The 18,735-nt window shown below is 61.2% G+C and carries 16 protein-coding genes and 1 pseudogene; 12 read left to right on the top strand and 5 right to left on the bottom strand.

Annotation, left to right across the window (positions count from 1 at the left end):
• Positions 1–268: 268 nt before the first annotated feature.
• Entirely contained in the window at positions 269–784 is a 516-nt protein-coding gene (locus tag HV744_RS34435) for a hypothetical protein (RefSeq protein ID WP_175153736.1), read from the bottom strand.
• A 210-nt stretch (positions 785–994) separates the two neighbouring features.
• Between HV744_RS34435 and HV744_RS34430 the strand changes: the two genes are divergently transcribed.
• Both HV744_RS34430 and HV744_RS34425 read left to right on the top strand, forming a co-directional pair.
• Positions 995–1,186 (top strand): hypothetical protein, encoded by a 192-nt coding sequence (locus tag HV744_RS34430; protein WP_175153749.1) that lies wholly within the window; start codon positions 995–997, stop codon positions 1,184–1,186.
• Positions 1,183–1,953 carry a DUF6338 family protein gene (locus tag HV744_RS34425; RefSeq protein ID WP_175153748.1) on the top strand — a complete coding sequence of 257 codons (771 nt, stop codon included), beginning with the start codon at positions 1,183–1,185 and terminating at the stop codon, positions 1,951–1,953. Before HV744_RS34430 ends, HV744_RS34425 begins: the two co-directional genes overlap by 4 nt.
• A gap of 113 nt (positions 1,954–2,066) precedes the next feature.
• Here HV744_RS34425 and HV744_RS34420 read toward each other — a convergent pair.
• A pseudogene (locus tag HV744_RS34420) lies at positions 2,067–3,062 on the bottom strand (IS110 family RNA-guided transposase); the annotation flags it as partial.
• Positions 3,063–3,531: 469 nt separating this feature from the next.
• On the opposite strand from HV744_RS34420, the gene HV744_RS34415 reads away from it, so the two are divergent.
• The 4 genes from HV744_RS34415 (at position 3,532) to HV744_RS34400 (ending at position 7,270) form a co-directional block, all read left to right on the top strand.
• On the top strand, positions 3,532–4,098 hold the full coding sequence (locus HV744_RS34415; RefSeq protein WP_175153747.1) for a universal stress protein: 567 nt from the start codon (positions 3,532–3,534) through the stop codon (positions 4,096–4,098).
• A gap of 152 nt (positions 4,099–4,250) precedes the next feature.
• Complete coding sequence (locus HV744_RS34410; protein ID WP_175153746.1) at positions 4,251–4,484, top strand: hypothetical protein; 234 nt, start codon at positions 4,251–4,253, stop codon at positions 4,482–4,484.
• Between the two features lie 453 nt (positions 4,485–4,937).
• Positions 4,938–6,998, top strand: coding sequence for a carbon starvation CstA family protein (locus HV744_RS34405; protein WP_175153745.1), 2,061 nt, complete (start codon positions 4,938–4,940; stop codon positions 6,996–6,998).
• Between the two features lie 2 nt (positions 6,999–7,000).
• A complete protein-coding gene (locus tag HV744_RS34400) occupies positions 7,001–7,270 on the top strand; it encodes a YbdD/YjiX family protein (protein ID WP_175153744.1) in 270 nt (89 codons plus the stop codon).
• 510 nt (positions 7,271–7,780) lie between these two features.
• Here the strand turns inward: HV744_RS34400 and HV744_RS34395 are convergent.
• From HV744_RS34395 to HV744_RS34385, 3 genes are all read right to left on the bottom strand, one after another.
• Positions 7,781–8,950 (bottom strand): IS91 family transposase, encoded by a 1,170-nt coding sequence (locus HV744_RS34395; RefSeq protein ID WP_175153743.1) that lies wholly within the window; start codon positions 8,948–8,950, stop codon positions 7,781–7,783.
• 19 nt (positions 8,951–8,969) lie between these two features.
• Entirely contained in the window at positions 8,970–9,767 is a 798-nt protein-coding gene (locus HV744_RS34390) for a tyrosine-type recombinase/integrase (RefSeq protein WP_246279345.1), read from the bottom strand.
• A gap of 1,162 nt (positions 9,768–10,929) precedes the next feature.
• Positions 10,930–13,218, bottom strand: a complete 2,289-nt coding sequence (locus HV744_RS34385; protein ID WP_175153742.1) for a DUF3141 domain-containing protein — start codon at positions 13,216–13,218, stop codon at positions 10,930–10,932.
• Positions 13,219–13,335: 117 nt separating this feature from the next.
• Between HV744_RS34385 and HV744_RS34380 the strand changes: the two genes are divergently transcribed.
• From HV744_RS34380 to HV744_RS34355, 6 genes are read left to right on the top strand one after another with little or no spacing between them, the layout of a single operon-like run.
• A complete protein-coding gene (locus HV744_RS34380; protein ID WP_175153741.1) occupies positions 13,336–13,503 on the top strand; it encodes a hypothetical protein in 168 nt (55 codons plus the stop codon).
• An 18-nt stretch (positions 13,504–13,521) separates the two neighbouring features.
• Complete coding sequence (locus tag HV744_RS34375; protein ID WP_175153740.1) at positions 13,522–14,460, top strand: phosphate acetyltransferase; 939 nt, start codon at positions 13,522–13,524, stop codon at positions 14,458–14,460.
• A gap of 4 nt (positions 14,461–14,464) precedes the next feature.
• Positions 14,465–15,667, top strand: a complete 1,203-nt coding sequence (locus tag HV744_RS34370; protein WP_175153739.1) for an acetate/propionate family kinase — start codon at positions 14,465–14,467, stop codon at positions 15,665–15,667.
• 31 nt (positions 15,668–15,698) lie between these two features.
• Entirely contained in the window at positions 15,699–16,481 is a 783-nt protein-coding gene (gene fabI / locus HV744_RS34365) for an enoyl-ACP reductase FabI (RefSeq protein ID WP_175153750.1), read from the top strand.
• A gap of 21 nt (positions 16,482–16,502) precedes the next feature.
• Positions 16,503–16,757, top strand: a complete 255-nt coding sequence (locus tag HV744_RS34360) for an RNA-binding protein (protein ID WP_175153738.1) — start codon at positions 16,503–16,505, stop codon at positions 16,755–16,757.
• A 23-nt stretch (positions 16,758–16,780) separates the two neighbouring features.
• A complete protein-coding gene (locus tag HV744_RS34355) occupies positions 16,781–17,794 on the top strand; it encodes a hypothetical protein (RefSeq protein ID WP_175153737.1) in 1,014 nt (337 codons plus the stop codon).
• The last annotated feature ends 941 nt before the right edge of the window (positions 17,795–18,735 follow it).

The raw sequence follows: 18,735 nt of genomic DNA, 5'->3' as shown, positions 1-18,735 counted from the left end.
GTCCAACAGTCGCTATCTTCATGATGAACGCTCCTTTGCCGTGGACGTCACGACCGCTCCACTCTGGCATAAACCTCTCGCTGCGTAGCGGGAGTCGTCCATCACATCAGAACCCTCGAAACCGGGCCATTAGGATAAGTATTCTTCTATTGACAGCCGGATTTTCCTGGCATAACTGGACCGCTGCAGTCGCAGCTCGCTACGCCCACAGCGGCATTGATGAGGATACCGAAGTCAATCTTCAGTCCGTAAGCCGCTCTCTGAAACCTCAACGATTTTTTGTTATCCGATTCAAGTAGCGGTGAAACGCTGCATCGTCGTGTTCAAACGATTGCACGACGCTACGATCCGCCCACCAGATCAGCCGCTCGAGTACGGCGCGTTTGGGAAGGCCGTAATGTGCCTCCAGCCGTTGGAGCGAAAAGAACTCGCGGCCGTTCATCGTCACCAACAGCCGCTTGTCATCCGATTCCGCCTCGTCCGCCGGCACCTGCTGGACCAACACCGCTGAGGCAGCAGGCTCGCCAACGCTCGACATACGAACGCGTGGCTTTGCGATCTCGCGAGCCTTAGCCAATTCTTTGCGCAACCGCTCACATTCGCGCACGAGCTCGTCATGCTCATTTTTCGTTACAGTAACGGATTTGTCAGCCGCCTTTTGCCGCGCACGGAAAGCCGCCTGACGCTGCGCGTTCGTCAGGGTATCGGGCTTTCGCGGCCTGCCCCGTCGGCGTTTTTCCGCTACGGGATGAGCCCCTAACGGTATATCGTGATCGCCTGCCATGCTCCGCCTTTTCGTCCGGGAGCCTTATTTTATGTTACGCGTAACGATAAATCTATCTCTGGCATGAAACTGTTTGAGGCCGGTCAGGCCTTCTTACGGTACTATGTGCGGGAAACGCGTAACGACCCCATTTAATATGGTCTCTCCGGCAGATGCTGCGTTTTCCGGTGACCTCATATACCATTACAGTCATCCACCTTGGAGCTATCCATGAAAGTCGTCCGCAGCAAGCGTCTCGATAAAGTCCTGAAGGACCCGAAGGCCGCCGAGCAGCTGCGCGCGTTTTTGGCGTCGGCCTCGCTTGCCGAACCGAGCGACGTCGAAATCACCGTCAAGGATTCGAAGGGTAACTCCGTCCGCTATCTGCCCAAACTCGTCCGTGTGGCCGGGTCGGGCGCATGAACGTAGCATTTCCCGCAGTATTCCTCTTTCTCGTCGTTCTCCCCGGTTTCCTCTTCCGCCAGTTTTTCCAGCGCAACGAAGTCCGCACGTTCGATCACGCGCCCTTCAGTTCGGTCGTGCTGAAGGCGCTGTTGTGCGCGGCATTCTTCAATGCACTGGTCGCGTTCGGTGTTCATCTGCTCGGCTACGAGATCGAGCTTGGTGATGTGATTCGCCTGCTCGTTGGCGGTGCGAGTGCGCTGTCCGATCTGAATGGGCGCCTTGCATGGCTCAATGCGCACCCGGCGGCCGGCGCGGGCTATTTTGCCTTGACGAGTGCCAGCGCGCTTGCAGCGGCGCTGGCCTGGCGCAGTGCGGTACAAGGCTGGGAACTTGATCGGGCGGGCAATCTACTCGCGCATTGGTCACGCGGCGATGCGCCGTGGTATTACCTCTTTTCCGGCCTTGACCATCCGAAAGAAGAAGCTATTGACGGTGCGACAGTGGCTGCAGTGGTCGAGTTCAAGGAAGGCTCCTACCTGTACACCGGCGTCCTCGAAGGGTACGAAGTGAACGCTGATGGCCAGCTCGATCGGTTGCTTCTCGTGCAGGCCCAGCGTCGCAGGCTCGGAAGCGACCGGGAGTACGACGCTGAGAACGAAAGATACGTTGAGGACAAGGCGCGCTTCTATCCGATCGCGGGCGACGTCTTCGTGCTCCGGTACGAAGAGGTCAAGACGCTCAACGTCACCTACCTGTCACTTGGCCCAGAAAAGCAGACCGCGTGACGTTTCGGCATTTTTCTCTACTTTGGTCGATGGCTGTGTGTTTCAACGAGAAACACGGCTAGACTAGCGTGGATGCAGCGCCAACGGCGAGCTTGACATGCCTCGACTGTATTGAGGTCAAAGGGTTTGCCCTCCCGCATCATGTAATAAGCGGCACGCGCAAGCTTGTGTGCGAGCGCCTTCATGGCCACGACGGGCAGGCGCTTTGACTTTTTGCGGTCGTAGAAACGCCTGGCCTGTGGACAGCAGCGCAACGCTCCGGCGGCGGCCTCGACGAATGCCCAGGCAAGGTAACGGTTGCCGTTGCGTACATTGCCTTCACCCTTTTTCTTGCCGTTGGAGATGCGCTTGCTGTCCACACAGCGGCAATAGGAGCTGAAATGGCCGACGCTGGCGAAGCGTGCGATGGTGCCGGTTTCGAGCATGATGGTGGCCGCAAGGATGTTGCCGATGCCAGGTGCGCTCTTGAGGATGTCGAACTGCGGGCGCAGCTTGATCTCCTTGTGGAGAATGACCTCAAGCGCCTCAATCTCTGCGCACAGCGTATGGAGCACGGCAAGGTTGGCCATCAGCGCGCGCTCGACGTGCGGCGGTAACGCCAGTGCTCGTACCGCTGCGTCGTCGAGACGCTGCACGTGTTCTCCATTGATGCGTAGATTGAGCTGCCTGGCGAGCAGGCTTTCGATACTCAGGATGTTCAGGGTGCGCTGCTGGACAAGCTGCATGCGCTTGCGCGCCAGGTCGCGCAACCCGCGTTCGTGCGACGGATAAATATAGCCTTCGGGCAGTAGTCCAAGCCGAAAAATATGGGCAAGGAATACGGCGTCGTGTTCGTCACCTGAGTACTTCAGGCCTTCGTACTGCTTGATCGCGGCAGTATTGGCCAGATGTACGGCGAAACCAGCTGCCATCAGTCCGTCGACAAGCCAGTACCAGTTGAACGTTGACTCCACGACCACTCCCTGCAGTTCATCCCGATAGGGCTCCAGCGCGGCCGCAATGAGTTGGAGATCATTGGCCAGCCGCTTGCAGTACAGCACCCGGTCCCGGTCGTCAATCACGGCGACTACGGCGTTGTTCGAGTGCAGATCGATGCCGCTATACTTCATTTCAGCCTCCTGAAAGGGTCGGTTGAGGGCTGCATCTCAACTCTAGACCCTGGCCGCCCCCCTTTTTCTGGGGCGGCCAGGAGGCCTTTCAATGATTATCAACTTAAGCAAATCAACCTGACCAAAATCCCACTTCGAGAGCATTTATTACTCGCTGACGCCAGTCCGAAGCCCCATAGGCCGCTAAGATTGGCAATCGAGCCCCACTTTAAATGAAAAAGATCTCGTGGATTCCGTTAAGTTGACAGTCCCGCGGCACGGCGGTGTAATGGAGACAAACTTGAAGGGGCGTCATGACAGGTTTTCGTGGGAAGGTTTGATAAACGAACTGCGAGCAGAAAATATTTCGCAAATGACGGCAGTGCCTATACTGAAAGCAAAGTGTAATTTACGGCGGCATCAATGGCGTTGCGGCGAGTGGTTAAGTGCGCGTCGGATAGAGCCCGCACGTCGAGCGAGGGGAGTTGTCATGTTCAAGCATCTGCTGGTGCCGACCGACGGCTCGGCACTTTCCGAAGTCGCCGTCCAGATGGCGGTGACGCTCGCCGCCGAAAATCACGCCTCCGTTACGGGACTTCATGTTGTGCCGGAGTTCCATGTTCTTGCGTATGGAACCGAAATGCTCGCGGATACCGAGGAGAAATTCGTTCAGGTTCACAGGGAGCGTGCAGAGGCCTTTCTCGCCGCTGTCACGAAGGCGGCAACCCAGGCGAGCGTGATATGCGAAACCGTTGCCACCACTGGCGCTCATCCCTATGAAGCGATCATCAGCACCGCCACCGAGCGAAATTGTGATCTGATTGTGATGGCGTCCCACGGCCGCAGCGGTGTGCGTGGCCTGTTGATCGGCAGTGAGACACAGAAGGTACTGACTCATAGCGCTATTCCCGTTCTGGTGGTCCGGGAGTCGACACATACAGGCGTAGTGGGCGAAGCGGGAGCCAGCACGCAATCGACAACATCGAAGTCTTCGGCGCCTCATGGATTTATCATCGGGCGAATTCCGCTTGCAGTCACTCCGGCACTGTCAACTTAACGGAATCGCTGGCTGGCGTCAGTCAGCCAAAAATGCTATCGAAGTAGGATATTAGTCAGGCCGATTTGCTTAAGTTGACGATACCTCAACCGTTACTTGTGGGCCGTGCGCGAACGCCCATACAAACCCTGTGCCATGCTGAAGGTGGCGCCATGCCGAAAATCTATTGGAAGCTGGAGAGGATCGCGTTCTCGCTCGTCGTGCTGTTGGCGCTTGGATGTTTCGGCTTCATCGTATGGCAGAAGAATCCCGGCATGACGTTGCCGATTCAGACGGGCGGCGAGATGTTGATGCCGAACAGTGAACATTTGCTCGGCTGCATGGCGCCGGATCAAGGCGGTTGTGAGCGGATGTTGATCGAGCTGAAAACACCGGACAAGAACTGATTGGCACGCAATATAAACGGACACGAGTGTCCGGCGTGTTCCATGAAGTCGCGTGATTGATGCGAGTCAGCGCGCGCCTTTGCAGCGAGCGCAAACGTCGAACCCTCGAACGCTCGCGCTACACCGGCAATCATCGCGGTTTTGTTCGGAAGGGGGGCTTGCCGATCAGTCGGGGTTCGGGTAGAGCGGACGTTTGCACAAACGCTGGGGAGCTTCACGGTAACAGATCTGGCCACACCGATGGAAGCGGCGCGCTGCGTGCTGTCCTCACGGCGGAGCGCGAAGGGGAATCGCGAATTGCGGCGCCGCGGGGCTGGGTGTAGCCTGTTTTTCGGTGGAACCCGTAGTGCCGCGGAGCGGGCGAGCTGCTGGGCGGCGGAACACTGAAGAACGCCGGCACATGAGTTGCGCGGGAATGGTTCTGCCATGCGTTGTTCGACAGGGGGAGACGTCATGAACAAGCTTGCGTCCATTCTCGTGTGGGGCGTGCTGGCCACTGTCGGCGCTTTCGCCTTCGCCACACTCGCGCTCGGGCGCGGTGAAAGTGTGAATGCCGTGTGGCTCGTGACTGCTGCCCTCATCGTTTATTTCATCGCATACCGCTTCTATAGCAAGTTCATTGCCGAGCGCGTGCTGCGGCTCGACGATACTCGCCAGACGCCGGCCGAGCGCCACGACGACGGTATGGACTACGTACCGACTAACAGGTGGGTGCTGTTCGGCCATCATTTCGCCGCAATCGCTGGCGCCGGTCCGCTGGTGGGTCCCGTGCTGGCAGCGCAGATGGGCTACCTGCCTGGCACGCTGTGGATCCTCGCGGGCGTCGTGGTGGCCGGTGCGGTGCAGGATTTCATTGTGCTCTTCGCGTCAGTGCGCCGTGACGGCAAATCTCTTGGCGAGATGGTCAAGATGGAACTGGGCCCGGTTCCCGGCTCGCTGGCTCTCGTCGGCGTACTCGCGATCATGATCATCATTCTCGCGGTCCTGAGCCTGGTGGTGGTCAAGGCGCTTACGTCCAGCCCGTGGGGCCTCTTCACCATCGCGGCGACGATACCGATCGCGCTGCTGATGGGCGCCTACATGCGATTCATCCGCCCGGGGCGCGTGGGGGAAGCCTCCCTGTTCGGTGTTGTACTTCTGCTCGTTTCGATCGTACTCGGGAAGACGGTCGCCAACGATCCCACCTGGGGACCGGTCTTTACCCTGACCGGCCCGCAACTGGCGTGGGCTCTCATTCTGTACGGCGCCGTCGCCTCCAGCCTGCCGGTCTGGCTGATGCTCGCGCCGCGCGACTACCTGAGTACGTTCCTGAAGATCGGCACGATCATAGCGCTCGCGGTCGGCATCTATGTGGTCGCGCCCGCGCTTTCGATGCCACGGACCACGCGCTTCATCGACGGCACCGGGCCCGTGTTCTCCGGCACGCTCTTTCCTTTTCTGTTCATTACCATCGCCTGTGGCGCGGTCTCCGGTTTTCATGCGCTGATTTCCTCCGGCACCACACCGAAGATGATCGAGCGTGAGTCGCATATGCGTCTGATCGGATTCGGCGGCATGCTCGCCGAATCGTTCGTCGCGATCATGGCGCTGACGGCAGCCTGCGTACTGCATCCGGGCATCTACTTCGCCATGAACGCACCGGCGGCAATCATCGGCACGACCGCCGCGCAGGCGGCGCAAGTCGTGTCGAACTGGGGATTCGTCATCACGCCGGACCTGATCAACCAGACGGCCGTGAACATTGGAGAAACCAGCATCCTGTCGCGCGCCGGCGGCGCCCCGACGCTTGCCGTAGGCATGGCGCAGATTCTCGGCCAGGCCCTCGGCGGTCAAGCCATGGAGGCCTTCTGGTATCACTTCGCCATCCTGTTCGAGGCGCTGTTCATCCTGACAGCCGTAGACGCCGGCACACGGGTCGGTCGCTTCATGATCCAGGACATGCTAGGCCATGTCTATCGGCCGCTCGGCGACACCCAGCTCCTGCCCGCGAACCTGCTGGGCACCGGCCTCTGCGTGGCAGCCTGGGGCTACTTTCTCTATCAGGGCGTGGTCGATCCGCTCGGTGGCATCAACACACTCTGGCAGCTTTTCGGCGTGGGCAACCAGATGCTCGCCGGCATTGCCCTGCTGCTCTGCACGAGCGTCCTGGTGAAGATGAAGCGGGAGCGCTACATCTGGGTGACGTTGGTGCCGACAGCGTGGCTCCTGATTACCACGCTCACTGCAGGCATCCAGAAGATCTTCCATAGCGACCCGCGTATCGGCTTCCTCGCGCTGGCGAACAAGTTCAGTGACGCCGCCGCGCAGGGGATCGTACTCGCTCCCGCCAGGTCGATTGCGGAAATGCAGCGGGTCGCCTTCAACAACTATCTGGATGCGGTGGTCTGCGGCTTCTTTGTCATGCTTGTGCTGGCGATGTGCGTCTTCGCCGTCACGATCTGCTTGCGGGCGTTGCGGCAGGCACAGCCCACCGTCAACGAGACGCCTGTTGTTGTGCGCGCCAAGGGGGCTTGATCATGAAAACGATCTTCAATGGCAAACTCGCGGCGGTGCCAGTTCGGGGCGCGAACGCCGGGGCCGTGAGCAACGCACTGGGGACACGGCTATCGGAGCTTGCGCGCACCATGCGCGGAGCCTGCGCGCAGATGTTCGGCATCCCGGACTATGAACGCTATATTGAGCACATGGCCTCGCGCCACCCGTGCGATCCGCTGCTGTCGCGACGTGAGTTCTTCATCTGGTCCATCGATCGGAAATACAGTCGCAATGGGCCGAGGTGCTGTTAGCGCGGCTCGTGACCTCCATAATCGTGCGTTTTGGCAGAAATCGCACAAGTTGATCGCCGAGCACCACGGGACTGAGATTGTTTCGGTCGTCGCATCCCGTTATCGGCTTTTGCAGGGGGCTGGGTCGAATCGGCCGATCGCGAACGTCGCTGTCCGTTAAGGGTTGTTCGATGCCTGCCATCGTCCGCAGGCGTGTGAGTGCGCCACCGCGTGTTGCTGGCAGGCGTCGAACGAGCCTCGATGGAGGAAACCGCGGGATGCTCCGAAGCGGCCGGAATCTTGGCGGCTATGGCGATTGATAGGCCGGGATGCTCAGCGAGGTTGGAGGATGCGCGGTCAGACGAGATGGTGGATGGGGCTTGGCGCGGTGACGAGGTGGTGCAGTGGCGCAATCGTGAGGATGAAGCGGACGTGCGAGGGGCTGCGCGCAGCGGCAGGCGCAAACGTCCACTCGTGGGCCGCGTTGCCGCAAAGCCGACGGTCGGGTTGCACGTCCAGGGAGCGTGGCGCTCATGCCTGGCCTCGCCGCATGGGTGGTGCGCGAATGGGCGCGGTGCGTTTCAGGATCTCGATGATGATCATCGGCGCACCGCAGTGTCGGCAGACGAAGACTGGCGGGGCGGCAACGCTGGGATCGTCGGGCTGGGTATCGGTCTCAGGCACGACATCCAGTAGTTCACGCGCCTTCGCGAGATTGGCGCGACGTACCGGGTTGGCGAGCAGACCGTAGTGACGGATGCGATGGAAACCACCGGGCAGGACATGGAGCAGGAAGCGACGCATGAACTCGCCGGCTTCGAGGGTCATGGTCTTGTAGCGGGTGCGTCCCTTCGCACGGTAGTCCTTCCAGTGGAAGGTCACACCGCGCTCATCGAATGCGATCAGGCGCTGGTTGGAGATCGCCACGCGGTGCGTGTAGCGTGAGAGGTACTCGAGTACCGCCTTGGGTCCGGCGAAGGGGCGCTTGGCGTAGACCACCCATTCGCAGGTACGCAACGGCGCAAGCCACCGGGCAAAGGCAGCGGGATCGGCGAGCGCAGCATACTCGCCGAAGAACTGCAGCTGGCCACAATGGTGAGCCGCTTCGAGCGCTTCGAGGAAGCGGCGCCGGAACAGGCGTGACAGGACGCGCACTGGCAGGAAGAAGCCCGGCCGGCAGGCGATCCAGCGCTCGCTGTCGGGCGACAGGCCGCCGCCGGGGACGATGCCGTGCACGTGCGGATGATGCGTGAGCGCGGAGCCCCAGGTGTGCAGCACCAGCGTGGCGCCGATCTGTGCGCCCAGGTGCCTCGGATCCGCGGCGATGGTACGCAGGGTTTCGGCGGCGATGTCGAACAGCAGCCCGTAGACGATCGCCTTGTTGTACCAGGCGATCGCGCTGATTGGCGCGGGCAGCGTGAACACCACGTGGTAGTACTCCACGGGCAGCAGGTCGGCCTGGCGCGCTTCGAGCCAGCGGCGTGCGGCACTGGCCTGGCACTTCATACAGTGGCGGTTGCGGCACGAGTTATAGGCGATCTCGAGGTGTTGGCAACCCGAACAGCGCAGCACATGCCCGCCCAGCGCCGCAGTGCGGCACTGTTCGATGGCCGACATGACCTTCAGCTGCCCCAGGCTCAGGTGTGCCGTTGCCCGCCACGCTGGCCCGTGGCTGCGGAAGATATCCGCAACCTCCAGCATGAGGCGCTACCGCGCGCGCTTACCCGGGAGGCAGGCGGTCCAGCGGACTGGTGACCTCGTGCAGCAGGTCGGTGGCCACCTGGACGTAGAGCGCGGTGTTCTCGAGCTTGGTGTGCCCGAGCAGCACCTGGATCACGCGGATGTCCACCTTCTGTTCGAGCAGGTGTGTGGCGAAACTGTGCCGCAGCGTGTGCATGGAGACGCGCTTGTCGATCTGCGCGGCCTCGGCGGCGGCATGAATCGCGCGGTTCAGTTGCCGTGTGCTGAGCGGGTCGACGAGATCCATCCCCGGAAACAACCACCCGCCATCCAACATCCTGCCCTGGGCCCGGGCCACGTGCCACCAGACGCGCAGGCGCTCGAGCAGCACCGGTGAGAGCATCGCGTAGCGGTCGCGGCGGCCCTTGCCCTGCTCGATGCGCAGGGTCATGCGCTGGCTGTCGACGTCGCTGACCTTCAGGGCCACCACTTCGCTGGCGCGCAGGCCTGCGCCGTACGCGACCGACAGCGCGGTCTGGTGTTTGAGATTCCCCGCCGCCTCGATGAGGCGGCGCACTTCATCGGGACTGAGCACGACGGGCAAGGTGCGGGGCACGCGCACCGGCTGCATCCTGACCATCAGCTCAGGCCGGTCGAGCGTGACCTCGAAGAAGAACTTCAGGCCGGTGATCGCGTGGTTCAGTGACACGGCTGAGGTGCCGTGATCGACCAGATGCAGCTGGTAGCGTCGCAGGTCCTCGACGGTGGCCGTGTCAGGCGAGCGCTCGAGAAAGCGGGCGAACTCGCGCACAATGCGCCGATCATCTGGTGGCGCCAATACGCCGATCCCGGAATGGCGCCATAACGCCGGTCAGTGACAAGGAGGTCATGATGGGGCTCCTGTAGGAAAACGAGGCGGATTGCCTCATTCGCCAACATACGGAACCGCGTTGCCGGCCTCTCGTCGACCTCCGGCGCCGGACCGGGGCCCCTACCGCGCGAGCGGTTTAGGGTACCCCCGTGATGGCGTGCCATCTGCAGGGTGAAAGTCCCTGTCGGAGTTGGCCACAGCTCCGTAGCTGAAGGTAACTGCGTCGTCGTGAGGCGGGGTGGGGAGTAACCGGAAGCGAACTGTCGGTCCGTAGGTTAACGAACCTGTTTCGGCGGGGTATGGCGGCGAGCCTGCACTAAAGCCTTCAGTTTTTTTGCAAAAAACGCACACGGACCATGAACCTGGTGTTTCGCCTATCGTTGAATAACGCGTAGTGGTTCCTGGCAGGATAGCTGAACACCTATCTGGTGCATCGGACAACTGTCGGTTTGCCTGTACTAAAGTTGTGTCTACTGCGCTGGAAATTTCAAGGAAAGCTGTAACTTAGTGGGCGATTTCAACCAATGTTGTGTCGCAATAGCAGGGCAATACGCTACGCGATGTTTTTTTCTGTTGAGCCATCGCCCAGACGCGCGTGACCTGGGTTGCCCGCTGCGTAGCGCGGTGATGCACTGATGTGTCGCGGTGCTGGCCTTACGCCCAGTTTTGCGAACTCCATGCATGACAACTTCGCCGAGCGTCTGATCCGCAACTACACGTAGCAAGCCTATGGTGGCCAAGGCTTGACGGGAATCCCGGCGCTACGGGCGTCCGCAAGCTCGAATCGGCGCATCGCCTCGCGAACGGACTCATCCCGGCCACAAGCGGCCAGCCGCACACGGATATCGATTGGCCGCTCGGGAGGGGCACACCGGCCATTCGAGATTTCGCGTCTTGACGCAAATGGTCGTGATAGCGGGGAGCGGTGGCGGCGGCCTCGGCTGCACACCACTCGGCTTCGGTGCCTGACGCTCATCGACCGCTTCGTCCGGCATCCCGTCGCGCTGGAACTGCGAAGTGATAGTCCGCGCGGAGCGTCGCGGGCGCTGCCGTGGCTGCAGCGTCCTCGGGCAGTTGCCCCAATGCCTGAAAGAGCGATGTCGTATCGGCCAGCCGTTGCCCGGGCGCCTTATCCGGCCTGCTGTTGTATTGCGGCTTGTCGCGGTGCTTTGCTCTTCGCAGCCGCCTCGAAAATATCGAGCACGCGTGCGAGGTCGTTACGTTCGTTTTCGTCGAGCGTCAGCGTGGTACTCAGCCGGTCTACGTCACGTGCGACCGCCCGCACCTCGCTGCCCGGTGCGCCATCCAGCATGCCAGGCAGCGCCGCAAGCGCGGCGTCCGGATAGAGCCGAAGCAGTTCGGCCTGCTGACGAAATATCTGCTTCAACGAGAGAATGCCGCGGTCGGAGCGTGTCCGGAGCAGCTCGCGCGCCAGATTGAAGCGGCGCTCGTCGGCCTCTCCACGCGTGCGCAGCACGAACAGCAACGCGCGCACGCCAGCCTCGACGAGGCCGCCCATCGCCACCTCCGCACGCAGACGTTCGTGCTCGCGCGCAGCGCGCGTGTGCTGCTCTGGCGCGACGCCGGGTTTGACTCTGGCGCTCACGGCATGTCCGTCACGGTCCCAACCAAAACCCGCCAGCGCCTGCAACCACGGCGCGCCGTAGATTGCCTCGAAGGTTTTCTCGCAAGCGTTGTCGCGCACGTCGCGGTAGAGATCGAGCGAGGCTTCGATCGAGTCCGAGACGAGGCGCTGCATCTGCAGGAACGGATTGTCGGCATCGACCGACACGCGCGCCGCGCGAACCCGATCAGCCTGATCCCTGACCACAGCGGCGAGCGGATTGCGATCGGAGCACATCTCGTAAGCGACCCGCAATGGGTGCAGCGCGGTTAGCGCGTACGTGGACAGCGGCGTGGTGCAGGCGCGGACCCACGGCTGAAACAACGCGCGATACAGGCCCAGGTTCAGGTTCGACAGCCAGGCGGCGGTGGCGAAGCGCCGATCGCTGTCGGCGTCCGGCTGGACGATCTGGTTTACGTCTTCGACGCTGCGCCGCGAGATGGATAGCAGGTGATCGCCTTCGACCAGTTCGGCGTGCGGCGTAGCATCCGTCTTATCGCTGATGTGGGCCTCGTAGAGACCGGCTGGCAGCAGATCGATCAGGTCGATGTGGCTGATGAACTCGCTGTGTTCCTTGCGGCCTGTGCTGCTCGACACGAAGATGCCGAGATGGCCGATGCTGTCATGCGTCGCGTAGACGATGGTCTGATCGTGCTCGAGCAGCTCGGCGTCGGTGGCATAGAGATCGGTTATCCAGCCGAGTGCCTGGGGCGGTGGCGTGATGTTGTCGCCGTACGAGCAGAAGACCAGGATCGGCGAACGGATGTTGCGCAGATCGAGGCGGGTACCGTCGGACAAGACCAGCTCTGCGCTGGTGAGACGGTTGCCGACGAACAGATTGTCGACGATGTACTGCATCTCGTCGCCATTCAGAAAGACGTGGCCACCCCAGTATTTTTCGAAACCGAGGTAGCGCGGCGCTTCCGTGTCGACATTCGCGTAGAGGCTGTACCCCTTGTGCCAGATCGTGTTGGCGGGATTGAGGTTTTCGAAATTCTGCACGAGCCATGCACCGTCGAACCGGCCGCTGCCCAGATCGCTGGTGAGCGCGGTCAGCCATGAACCGCCTAGCAGCCCCCCGGTATAGCGCATCGGATTCTTGCCGCGCCAGCCGGCCCAGTACGATACCGGAGCGCCCGCCACGATAATCGGGCCGAAGAGTTCCGGCCTCATGGCCGCCGTCATCAACACCTGCCAGCCCGCCTGGCAATTGCCGATGACGGCGGGTTTGCCGGGGCTTTCCGGATGCAGCGAAATCACTTTTTCGAGGAAGGCCGCTTCGGCGCGCATCACGTCTTCGATGGTCTGGCCCGGGATCGGATCGGGCAAGAAGCCGACGAAATAGCATGGGTGGCCGGCGCGCAGTGCGGCGCCGATCTCGCTGTCGCGCTTAAACCCGCCGATCCCGGGGCCATGTCCGGCGCGAGGGTCGAACACGACGAACGGACGCCGACGGCCCGGGTCCTGCGCGGATACCGGGTCCGGGCCGGTCGACAGATCGTCTGGCGGGATGATGCGCACGAGCCCGTAGTTGACCGGACGAGGCAGTTCGCGGCCGTCCATCAGCAGTTCCGCCCTGAAATCGAGTACGTTAGGCGTGCGCTCAGCCAGATGCTCCGCATACTGGTTGCCACGCTGGCGCATCACGTCGGCATAGAGCACGAAGCGCTGCCATGCGTCGACGGTGTACCCGACAGCGGCCGTGGTCAGCGATGCGTTGCCGGGAAAAAGGGCATTCAAACCCAGTGAGCGGGTGAGGCTGCTGAACTCAGGTGACGACAGAGACTGATTCATCTTGGATCGCACTCAGGTGGTAAAGGGGGGGCAAATCGGCGGCTTGACGACATCGGACCCACTCTAATCCGCGAAGCGCACCATTAACTTGACCTGAATCAAATCGGTCAGGATGTGATGAAGGACGATAGCGACTGTCTTCCGGCGCTGACGATTCAGCATTGGAAACGGATTCGCGGTGAGCAGGCAATCATCGCGCGAATCGAACCGGAACAGGCGCTTCTCACCCTATCGGTGCTGCTGGCCGAGCGCGAGCCGCGGGGCGCGGCGATGGTGCAATCCTAGGACAGTCAAGGAACTTCAATGGAACGCAAACACGAGAAGTATCAGCGAGTGATTGAGTTTTGCAAGTCGCTCGAGCCGACGCCGACGGCTGTCGCGCACCCATGCGATCAGAGTTCGCTGGAGGGCGCCGTCGAAGCAGCCCGGATGGGTCTGATCGCGCCGATCCTGATCGGTCCGCGAGAGCGCATCGAAGCAGTGGCGAAACAGTATGGCATCGACATTTCCGGGTTTCCGCTCGTCGATGCACCGCACAGCGAAGCCTCCGCTGCCACGGCTGTGCGAATCGTGCGCGAGGGCAAGGCGCAGGCGTTGATGAAAGGCAGCCTGCATACCGACGAGTTGATGGGCGCAGTGGTCGCCCGCGACTCGGGGCTACGCACCGGCCGCCGCATCAGCCACTGTTTCGTGATGGACGTGCCAAGGCACGAGGACCCGCTGATCATCACCGATGCGGCGGTCAATATCGCACCGACCCTGGAAGAGAAAGTGGACATCGTGCAGAACGCGATCGACCTCGGGCACGCGCTGCAGTTCCCGGAGGTGCGCGTCGCGATCCTGTCGGCGATGGAGACGGTCAACCCGAAAGTGCCGTCCACGGTCGAGGCCGGCGCGCTTTGCAAGATGGTGGACCGGCATCAGATCACCGGCGCCGTCGTCGATGGCCCGCTTGCGCTCGACAACGCCATCAACCTGGAAGCGGCTCACATCAAGAAAATCGATTCGCCGGTCGCAGGGCGTGCCAATGTGCTGGTGGTGCCCGATCTCGAAGCCGGCAACATGCTTGCGAAGAGCCTGACGTTCCTGGCTGGAGCGGACGCCGCGGGCATTGTGCTGGGCGCGCGCGTGCCGATCATATTGACGAGCCGGGCCGACTCGGTGACCACCCGGCTCGCATCCTGCGCTGTGGCGGCGCTGGTTGCCAAGGCACGCCGCGAAAGCGCCAAGGCGATGGGGTGATGAGATGATAGACGTGATTCTGGTTCTCAACGCGGGCTCATCCAGCATCAAGTTTTCTGCATACAAGATTGATGATGGACGGCCTGGGCTCGATCTGTGCGGTCAGATCGAGGGCATTTACACCGCGCCGCGTTTCAAGGCTTTCGACGCAAGCGGTGCGAGCATCGGCAAGAATCTGTGGGAGGAAGGAACCGAACTCGGGCATGAGGGGGCGATTGCCTACCTGGGCGAGTTTCTGCGCGACCATCATGAGGGCCGGCGCCTCGCGGCTGTCGGCCATCGCGTGGTGCACGGCGGAGCGGAATTCTCGCAGGCGGTGCGCATCGATGCGCAAGTGATCGAGAAACTCGAAAGTCTCATACCGCTTGCGCCACTGCATCAGCCGCACAATCTGAAGCCGATCCGGATTATCGCCGAGCTCGAGCCACAGGTGCCGCAATTCGCGTGCTTCGACACCGCGTTTCATCACGGCCAGCGCGAAGTCGCGCAAGCATTTGCGCTGCCGGCCGCCATCACCGAGCGGGGCGTGCGGCGCTACGGATTTCACGGCTTGTCCTACGAGTACATTGCGAGTGAATTGGCGCGCTTTGAGCCGAAAGCGGCGGCTGGCCGGGTCGTTGTCGCGCACCTCGGCAACGGCGCCAGCATGTGCGCGATCGATGCAGGCAGGAGCGTCGCAAGCACGATGGGATTCACCGCGGTGGATGGGCTGCCGATGGGCACGCGCTGTGGCAACGTCGATCCGGGTGTGATCCTTTACCTGATGGACGAACTCAAGATGGATACACGCGCCGTCGAAAAATTGATCTATCAGCAATCGGGTCTGCTTGGGGTATCGGGTACGTCGAGCGATATGCGCGCACTGCTCGCGAGCGACAATCCGCGCGCGAGGTTTGCCGTCGACCTGTTTGTCTACCGCATCGGGCGTGAACTCGGCTCTCTTGCTGCCGCGCTGAAGGGCATCGACGCGTTGGTATTCACCGCGGGCATCGGCGAGAACGCCGCGGTGATCCGCGAGCGGGTATGCCGCGATGCGGCCTGGCTGGGTGTGGAACTCGATGCTGCCGCCAACGAGGCAGGAGACCCGCGGATCAGCACGTCGTCGAGCAAGGTCTCGGCGTGGGTGATCCCGACGAACGAAGAACTCATGATTGCACGCCATGCCTGCATGTTGCTCACGGCGCAGCGCCTGGCGGAACAGGTATGAGCCAGCCTCCCCACACTCACGGAGTTTAATGATGGCAGTCGAAATCCCTCGCCCGGTATTGAAGGACGCGAAAGCGCTGGTCATCGGCATCGCCAACGAGCATTCGATCGCATACGGATGCGCGAAGGCCTTTCACGAACTCGGCGCCGACCTCGCAATCACGTACGCTAACGAGAAGTCGAAACCGTACGTCGCCCCGCTTGCACGCGAACTCGAAGCATCGATCGTCATGCCGCTTGATGTTTCGCAAAACGACGAACTTGACGCGGTGTTTGCGCAAATCGAAAAGGAATGGGGGCGGCTCGACATTCTCGTTCATTCGGTTGCGTGGGCGCCCAAGGATGATCTGCAAGGCGGCTTGCTCAATTGTTCGGCGGCAGGCTTTGCAAAGGCGATGGACATCTCCTGTCACTCGTTCGTGCGCATGGCGAGGCGCGCGGCACCGCTGATGAAGGCGGGCGGAAGCATGTTTGCGATGAGCTACTACGGTGCCAACAAGGTGGTGCCGAACTACAACGTCATGGGCCCGGTCAAGGCGGCGCTCGAAGCATCGTGCCGCTACCTGGCATACGAACTCGGACCCACAGGGATACGCGTGCACGTGATCTCGCCCGGACCGCTCAGGACCCGGGCCGCCTCCGGCCTCAAGGACTTTGACCTGCTGCTGAACGAGGCTCTAGATCGCGCTCCGCTCGGCGAGCTGGTCGACATCATGGACGTGGGCTTCACGTGCGCATTTCTCGCCACGCCATTTGCGCGTCGCCTGTCGGGCGAGACCTTATATGTGGACGGTGGCGTCAACATCATGGCTTAGTGCATCGGATGGAGAAACATCATGGCAGATCTGTTGGTAGACAACATCGACGCGGATATTGCGGACGATGACATCAAGGAGCTCCTGGTCAAGTACGGGTTTCCCGTGTTTGACGGAATCGAGCATATTCTCGGGGATGGCTCCAGGCCCGCAGTCCTACTGACATTCGAGGGCGTTGATCCAGAATTTCTGCGGCACCTGCAGTCGCGGGTGCACAACCTGTTCTGGAAGAATCGGAGGATTACTGTGCAGGTAATGACGGACCGGTCGGAATGAATAGGTTATCGGGAGGTTGATCGATGGGCATCCTAAGCAGGCTGTTCCATCGTGATCAAGTGAAAATCGCGCCGCAGGAAAGCGCGCGGATCAACGAGGCGCTCGAACGCATCCTGGCGATGCACCCGAGGTTGCGGATGGCGCGGCGTTACCGGGAGCGTCTCGCACCGGCGGTTGCGGCGTCGCTCCAGTATGCTGACGATTTGATCGGCTCGTTGCCGGCACCACACGAAGCGAGCGCGGATGCATGGTCATCTGATCCGTATCTTCGCGCCTTTTTCGCGACTCCCGAGGATTTAGTGCAAGCGTTCAGCCGCTCGCAAGAATTGCGCGAGCATTTCGAACGGAATGCCGACTCGCAGGAAGCCTATGCCGTTCTCGGGATGACGATGACCGAGCGCCATGTGCTTGGCGTTGCGCTTGAGGGCGACACGATGCGCTACGACGTTGCCCAAACGACGGTCTGCTTCGGCGACTATCGCGTCCGGATCTGCGGCAGAACGGAGTCGGACCTGAGCCAGGAAATCGAGCGGCGACTGGTGGATCAACTGGCGCTGGAAGGCTTGGCAAGGCTGGCTGAAGATCGTCGGGAGTTGCTCGCGCAGGGGCGAAAACTGCTTGAGACGCGTCTCGCTTTACTCCAGCGCAAAGGCGCGGGCGTGCGCTCGATGGTGGGAGGCGGTGCCGTAGTCGAATCCGAGGAGCTGAACCGCGTGCATGCACAGATCGAAGAAAACAACCGCAACCTCGCGGCCCTTAGAGCTCCAACCAAGGCGATCGACCTCGAACTCGAGCGCGTGTGCGAAGTGCTTTCCGAACCCGCGATGCATCTTTACTTGACCAAAAAGCGCCTATGCATTGATCTGATGAATGTGGTGCACGAAGACAGCGCGCAAGCCGGGCATGAAATCGAATTTCACCTTGTCCGTATTCCAGCCGACCCGCCGCAGGTGCGCGCCTTCGCACTCGTCCGGTTTAGTCGCCTGGAATTGTTGCCTGGCGGACTGGATGTCGACGAGGCGATACGGTATCTGTGACGGATGAGTTGAACCAGCGTTGAAAGGGAGCGCGTTTCGACAAGCCACGGTTTGAGCGTGTGATCGGTCCACTCGAGGCACCGCCCGCGCAGCGAGGCGCAGCATGAGCGCAAGTGGCTCAAGGTGTTCAACCCGACTGTCGGCTCTTCGGCAACGAGCGCCAACAGGAGACAGTTGCGCTGGTCGTTTCAGCCAGGCCCTTCCTCACTCGCCCCGTCGTCGCAGTCATGGCGTGTGGCAGCTTCGCAACCGCGCCTGCGCCCATCTAACGTCTGGTTTGCCTCAGTTCCCGATCGCCCGATTGATCGTGTGGTCGCGTAGTTGCCAATCCACGTGACGTGAGGAACCACAGTTCGAACTGCCACTGTCGCCGCTACCTGACGGAACATGGGGGATGAACAAGGTACGCGCGAATTTCTATCATAAGGGTCCTAGTTATATAAACCAGCAAAGTCATGCGCTTTCACGGTAGTGCGACTGGAGCCCTATCGGTCCGAGAAGGCGTTACGGATCTGCTCGGCTCGCTTGACTTCGTCGCTGTGAAGGATTAGCTCAAGAAAAATCAGTCGTTACTGCATAAAATAGAAATGATCCAGCGAATTTTTATAACTAAAAGGCTTATGATGGAAATTTACGCTTAGCTTGTTCGGCCCCCAACATAACCCGCAACCGCCTTCCAAGGCTTGCGTTCTTATAAATTGTATCTGTCCGGAAAACGAAGGCGACCGGTCGTTCACGACTGTAGTGCGATCGACCGCTCGGGGTCGCCAAGCGCCTCACGCAGGCCGATTTATGGCGAGCCGTCTTATCCATCCGGCATCGGACCGGGCTCGTTTAGGGTTGTTCGATGCCTGCCATGGTCCGCAGGAATGTGAGCGCGCCACCGCGCGTTGCTGGCAGGCGTCGAACAAGCCTCGATGGAGGAAACCGCGGAGTGCTCC

Source organism: Paraburkholderia ultramafica (genome assembly GCF_902859915.1).
In the GTDB taxonomy this organism is placed as follows: Bacteria; Pseudomonadota; Gammaproteobacteria; order Burkholderiales; family Burkholderiaceae; genus Paraburkholderia; species Paraburkholderia ultramafica.
This window is presented reverse-complemented; position numbering and strand designations above follow the sequence as displayed.

What these genes read in the sequence shown, in the direction of transcription:
- HV744_RS34435 (WP_175153736.1), bottom strand. Translation starts at nt 784, where the DNA reads ATGGCAGGCGATCACGATATACCGTTAGGGGCTCATCCCGTAGCGGAA.
- HV744_RS34430 (WP_175153749.1), top strand. Translation starts at nt 995, where the DNA reads ATGAAAGTCGTCCGCAGCAAGCGTCTCGATAAAGTCCTGAAGGACCCG.
- HV744_RS34425 (WP_175153748.1), top strand. Translation starts at nt 1,183, where the DNA reads ATGAACGTAGCATTTCCCGCAGTATTCCTCTTTCTCGTCGTTCTCCCC.
- HV744_RS34415 (WP_175153747.1), top strand. Translation starts at nt 3,532, where the DNA reads ATGTTCAAGCATCTGCTGGTGCCGACCGACGGCTCGGCACTTTCCGAA.
- HV744_RS34410 (WP_175153746.1), top strand. Translation starts at nt 4,251, where the DNA reads ATGCCGAAAATCTATTGGAAGCTGGAGAGGATCGCGTTCTCGCTCGTC.
- HV744_RS34405 (WP_175153745.1), top strand. Translation starts at nt 4,938, where the DNA reads ATGAACAAGCTTGCGTCCATTCTCGTGTGGGGCGTGCTGGCCACTGTC.
- HV744_RS34400 (WP_175153744.1), top strand. Translation starts at nt 7,001, where the DNA reads ATGAAAACGATCTTCAATGGCAAACTCGCGGCGGTGCCAGTTCGGGGC.
- HV744_RS34395 (WP_175153743.1), bottom strand. Translation starts at nt 8,950, where the DNA reads ATGCTGGAGGTTGCGGATATCTTCCGCAGCCACGGGCCAGCGTGGCGG.
- HV744_RS34385 (WP_175153742.1), bottom strand. Translation starts at nt 13,218, where the DNA reads ATGAATCAGTCTCTGTCGTCACCTGAGTTCAGCAGCCTCACCCGCTCA.
- HV744_RS34380 (WP_175153741.1), top strand. Translation starts at nt 13,336, where the DNA reads ATGAAGGACGATAGCGACTGTCTTCCGGCGCTGACGATTCAGCATTGG.
- HV744_RS34375 (WP_175153740.1), top strand. Translation starts at nt 13,522, where the DNA reads ATGGAACGCAAACACGAGAAGTATCAGCGAGTGATTGAGTTTTGCAAG.
- HV744_RS34370 (WP_175153739.1), top strand. Translation starts at nt 14,465, where the DNA reads ATGATAGACGTGATTCTGGTTCTCAACGCGGGCTCATCCAGCATCAAG.
- fabI (WP_175153750.1), top strand. Translation starts at nt 15,699, where the DNA reads ATGGCAGTCGAAATCCCTCGCCCGGTATTGAAGGACGCGAAAGCGCTG.
- HV744_RS34360 (WP_175153738.1), top strand. Translation starts at nt 16,503, where the DNA reads ATGGCAGATCTGTTGGTAGACAACATCGACGCGGATATTGCGGACGAT.
- HV744_RS34355 (WP_175153737.1), top strand. Translation starts at nt 16,781, where the DNA reads ATGGGCATCCTAAGCAGGCTGTTCCATCGTGATCAAGTGAAAATCGCG.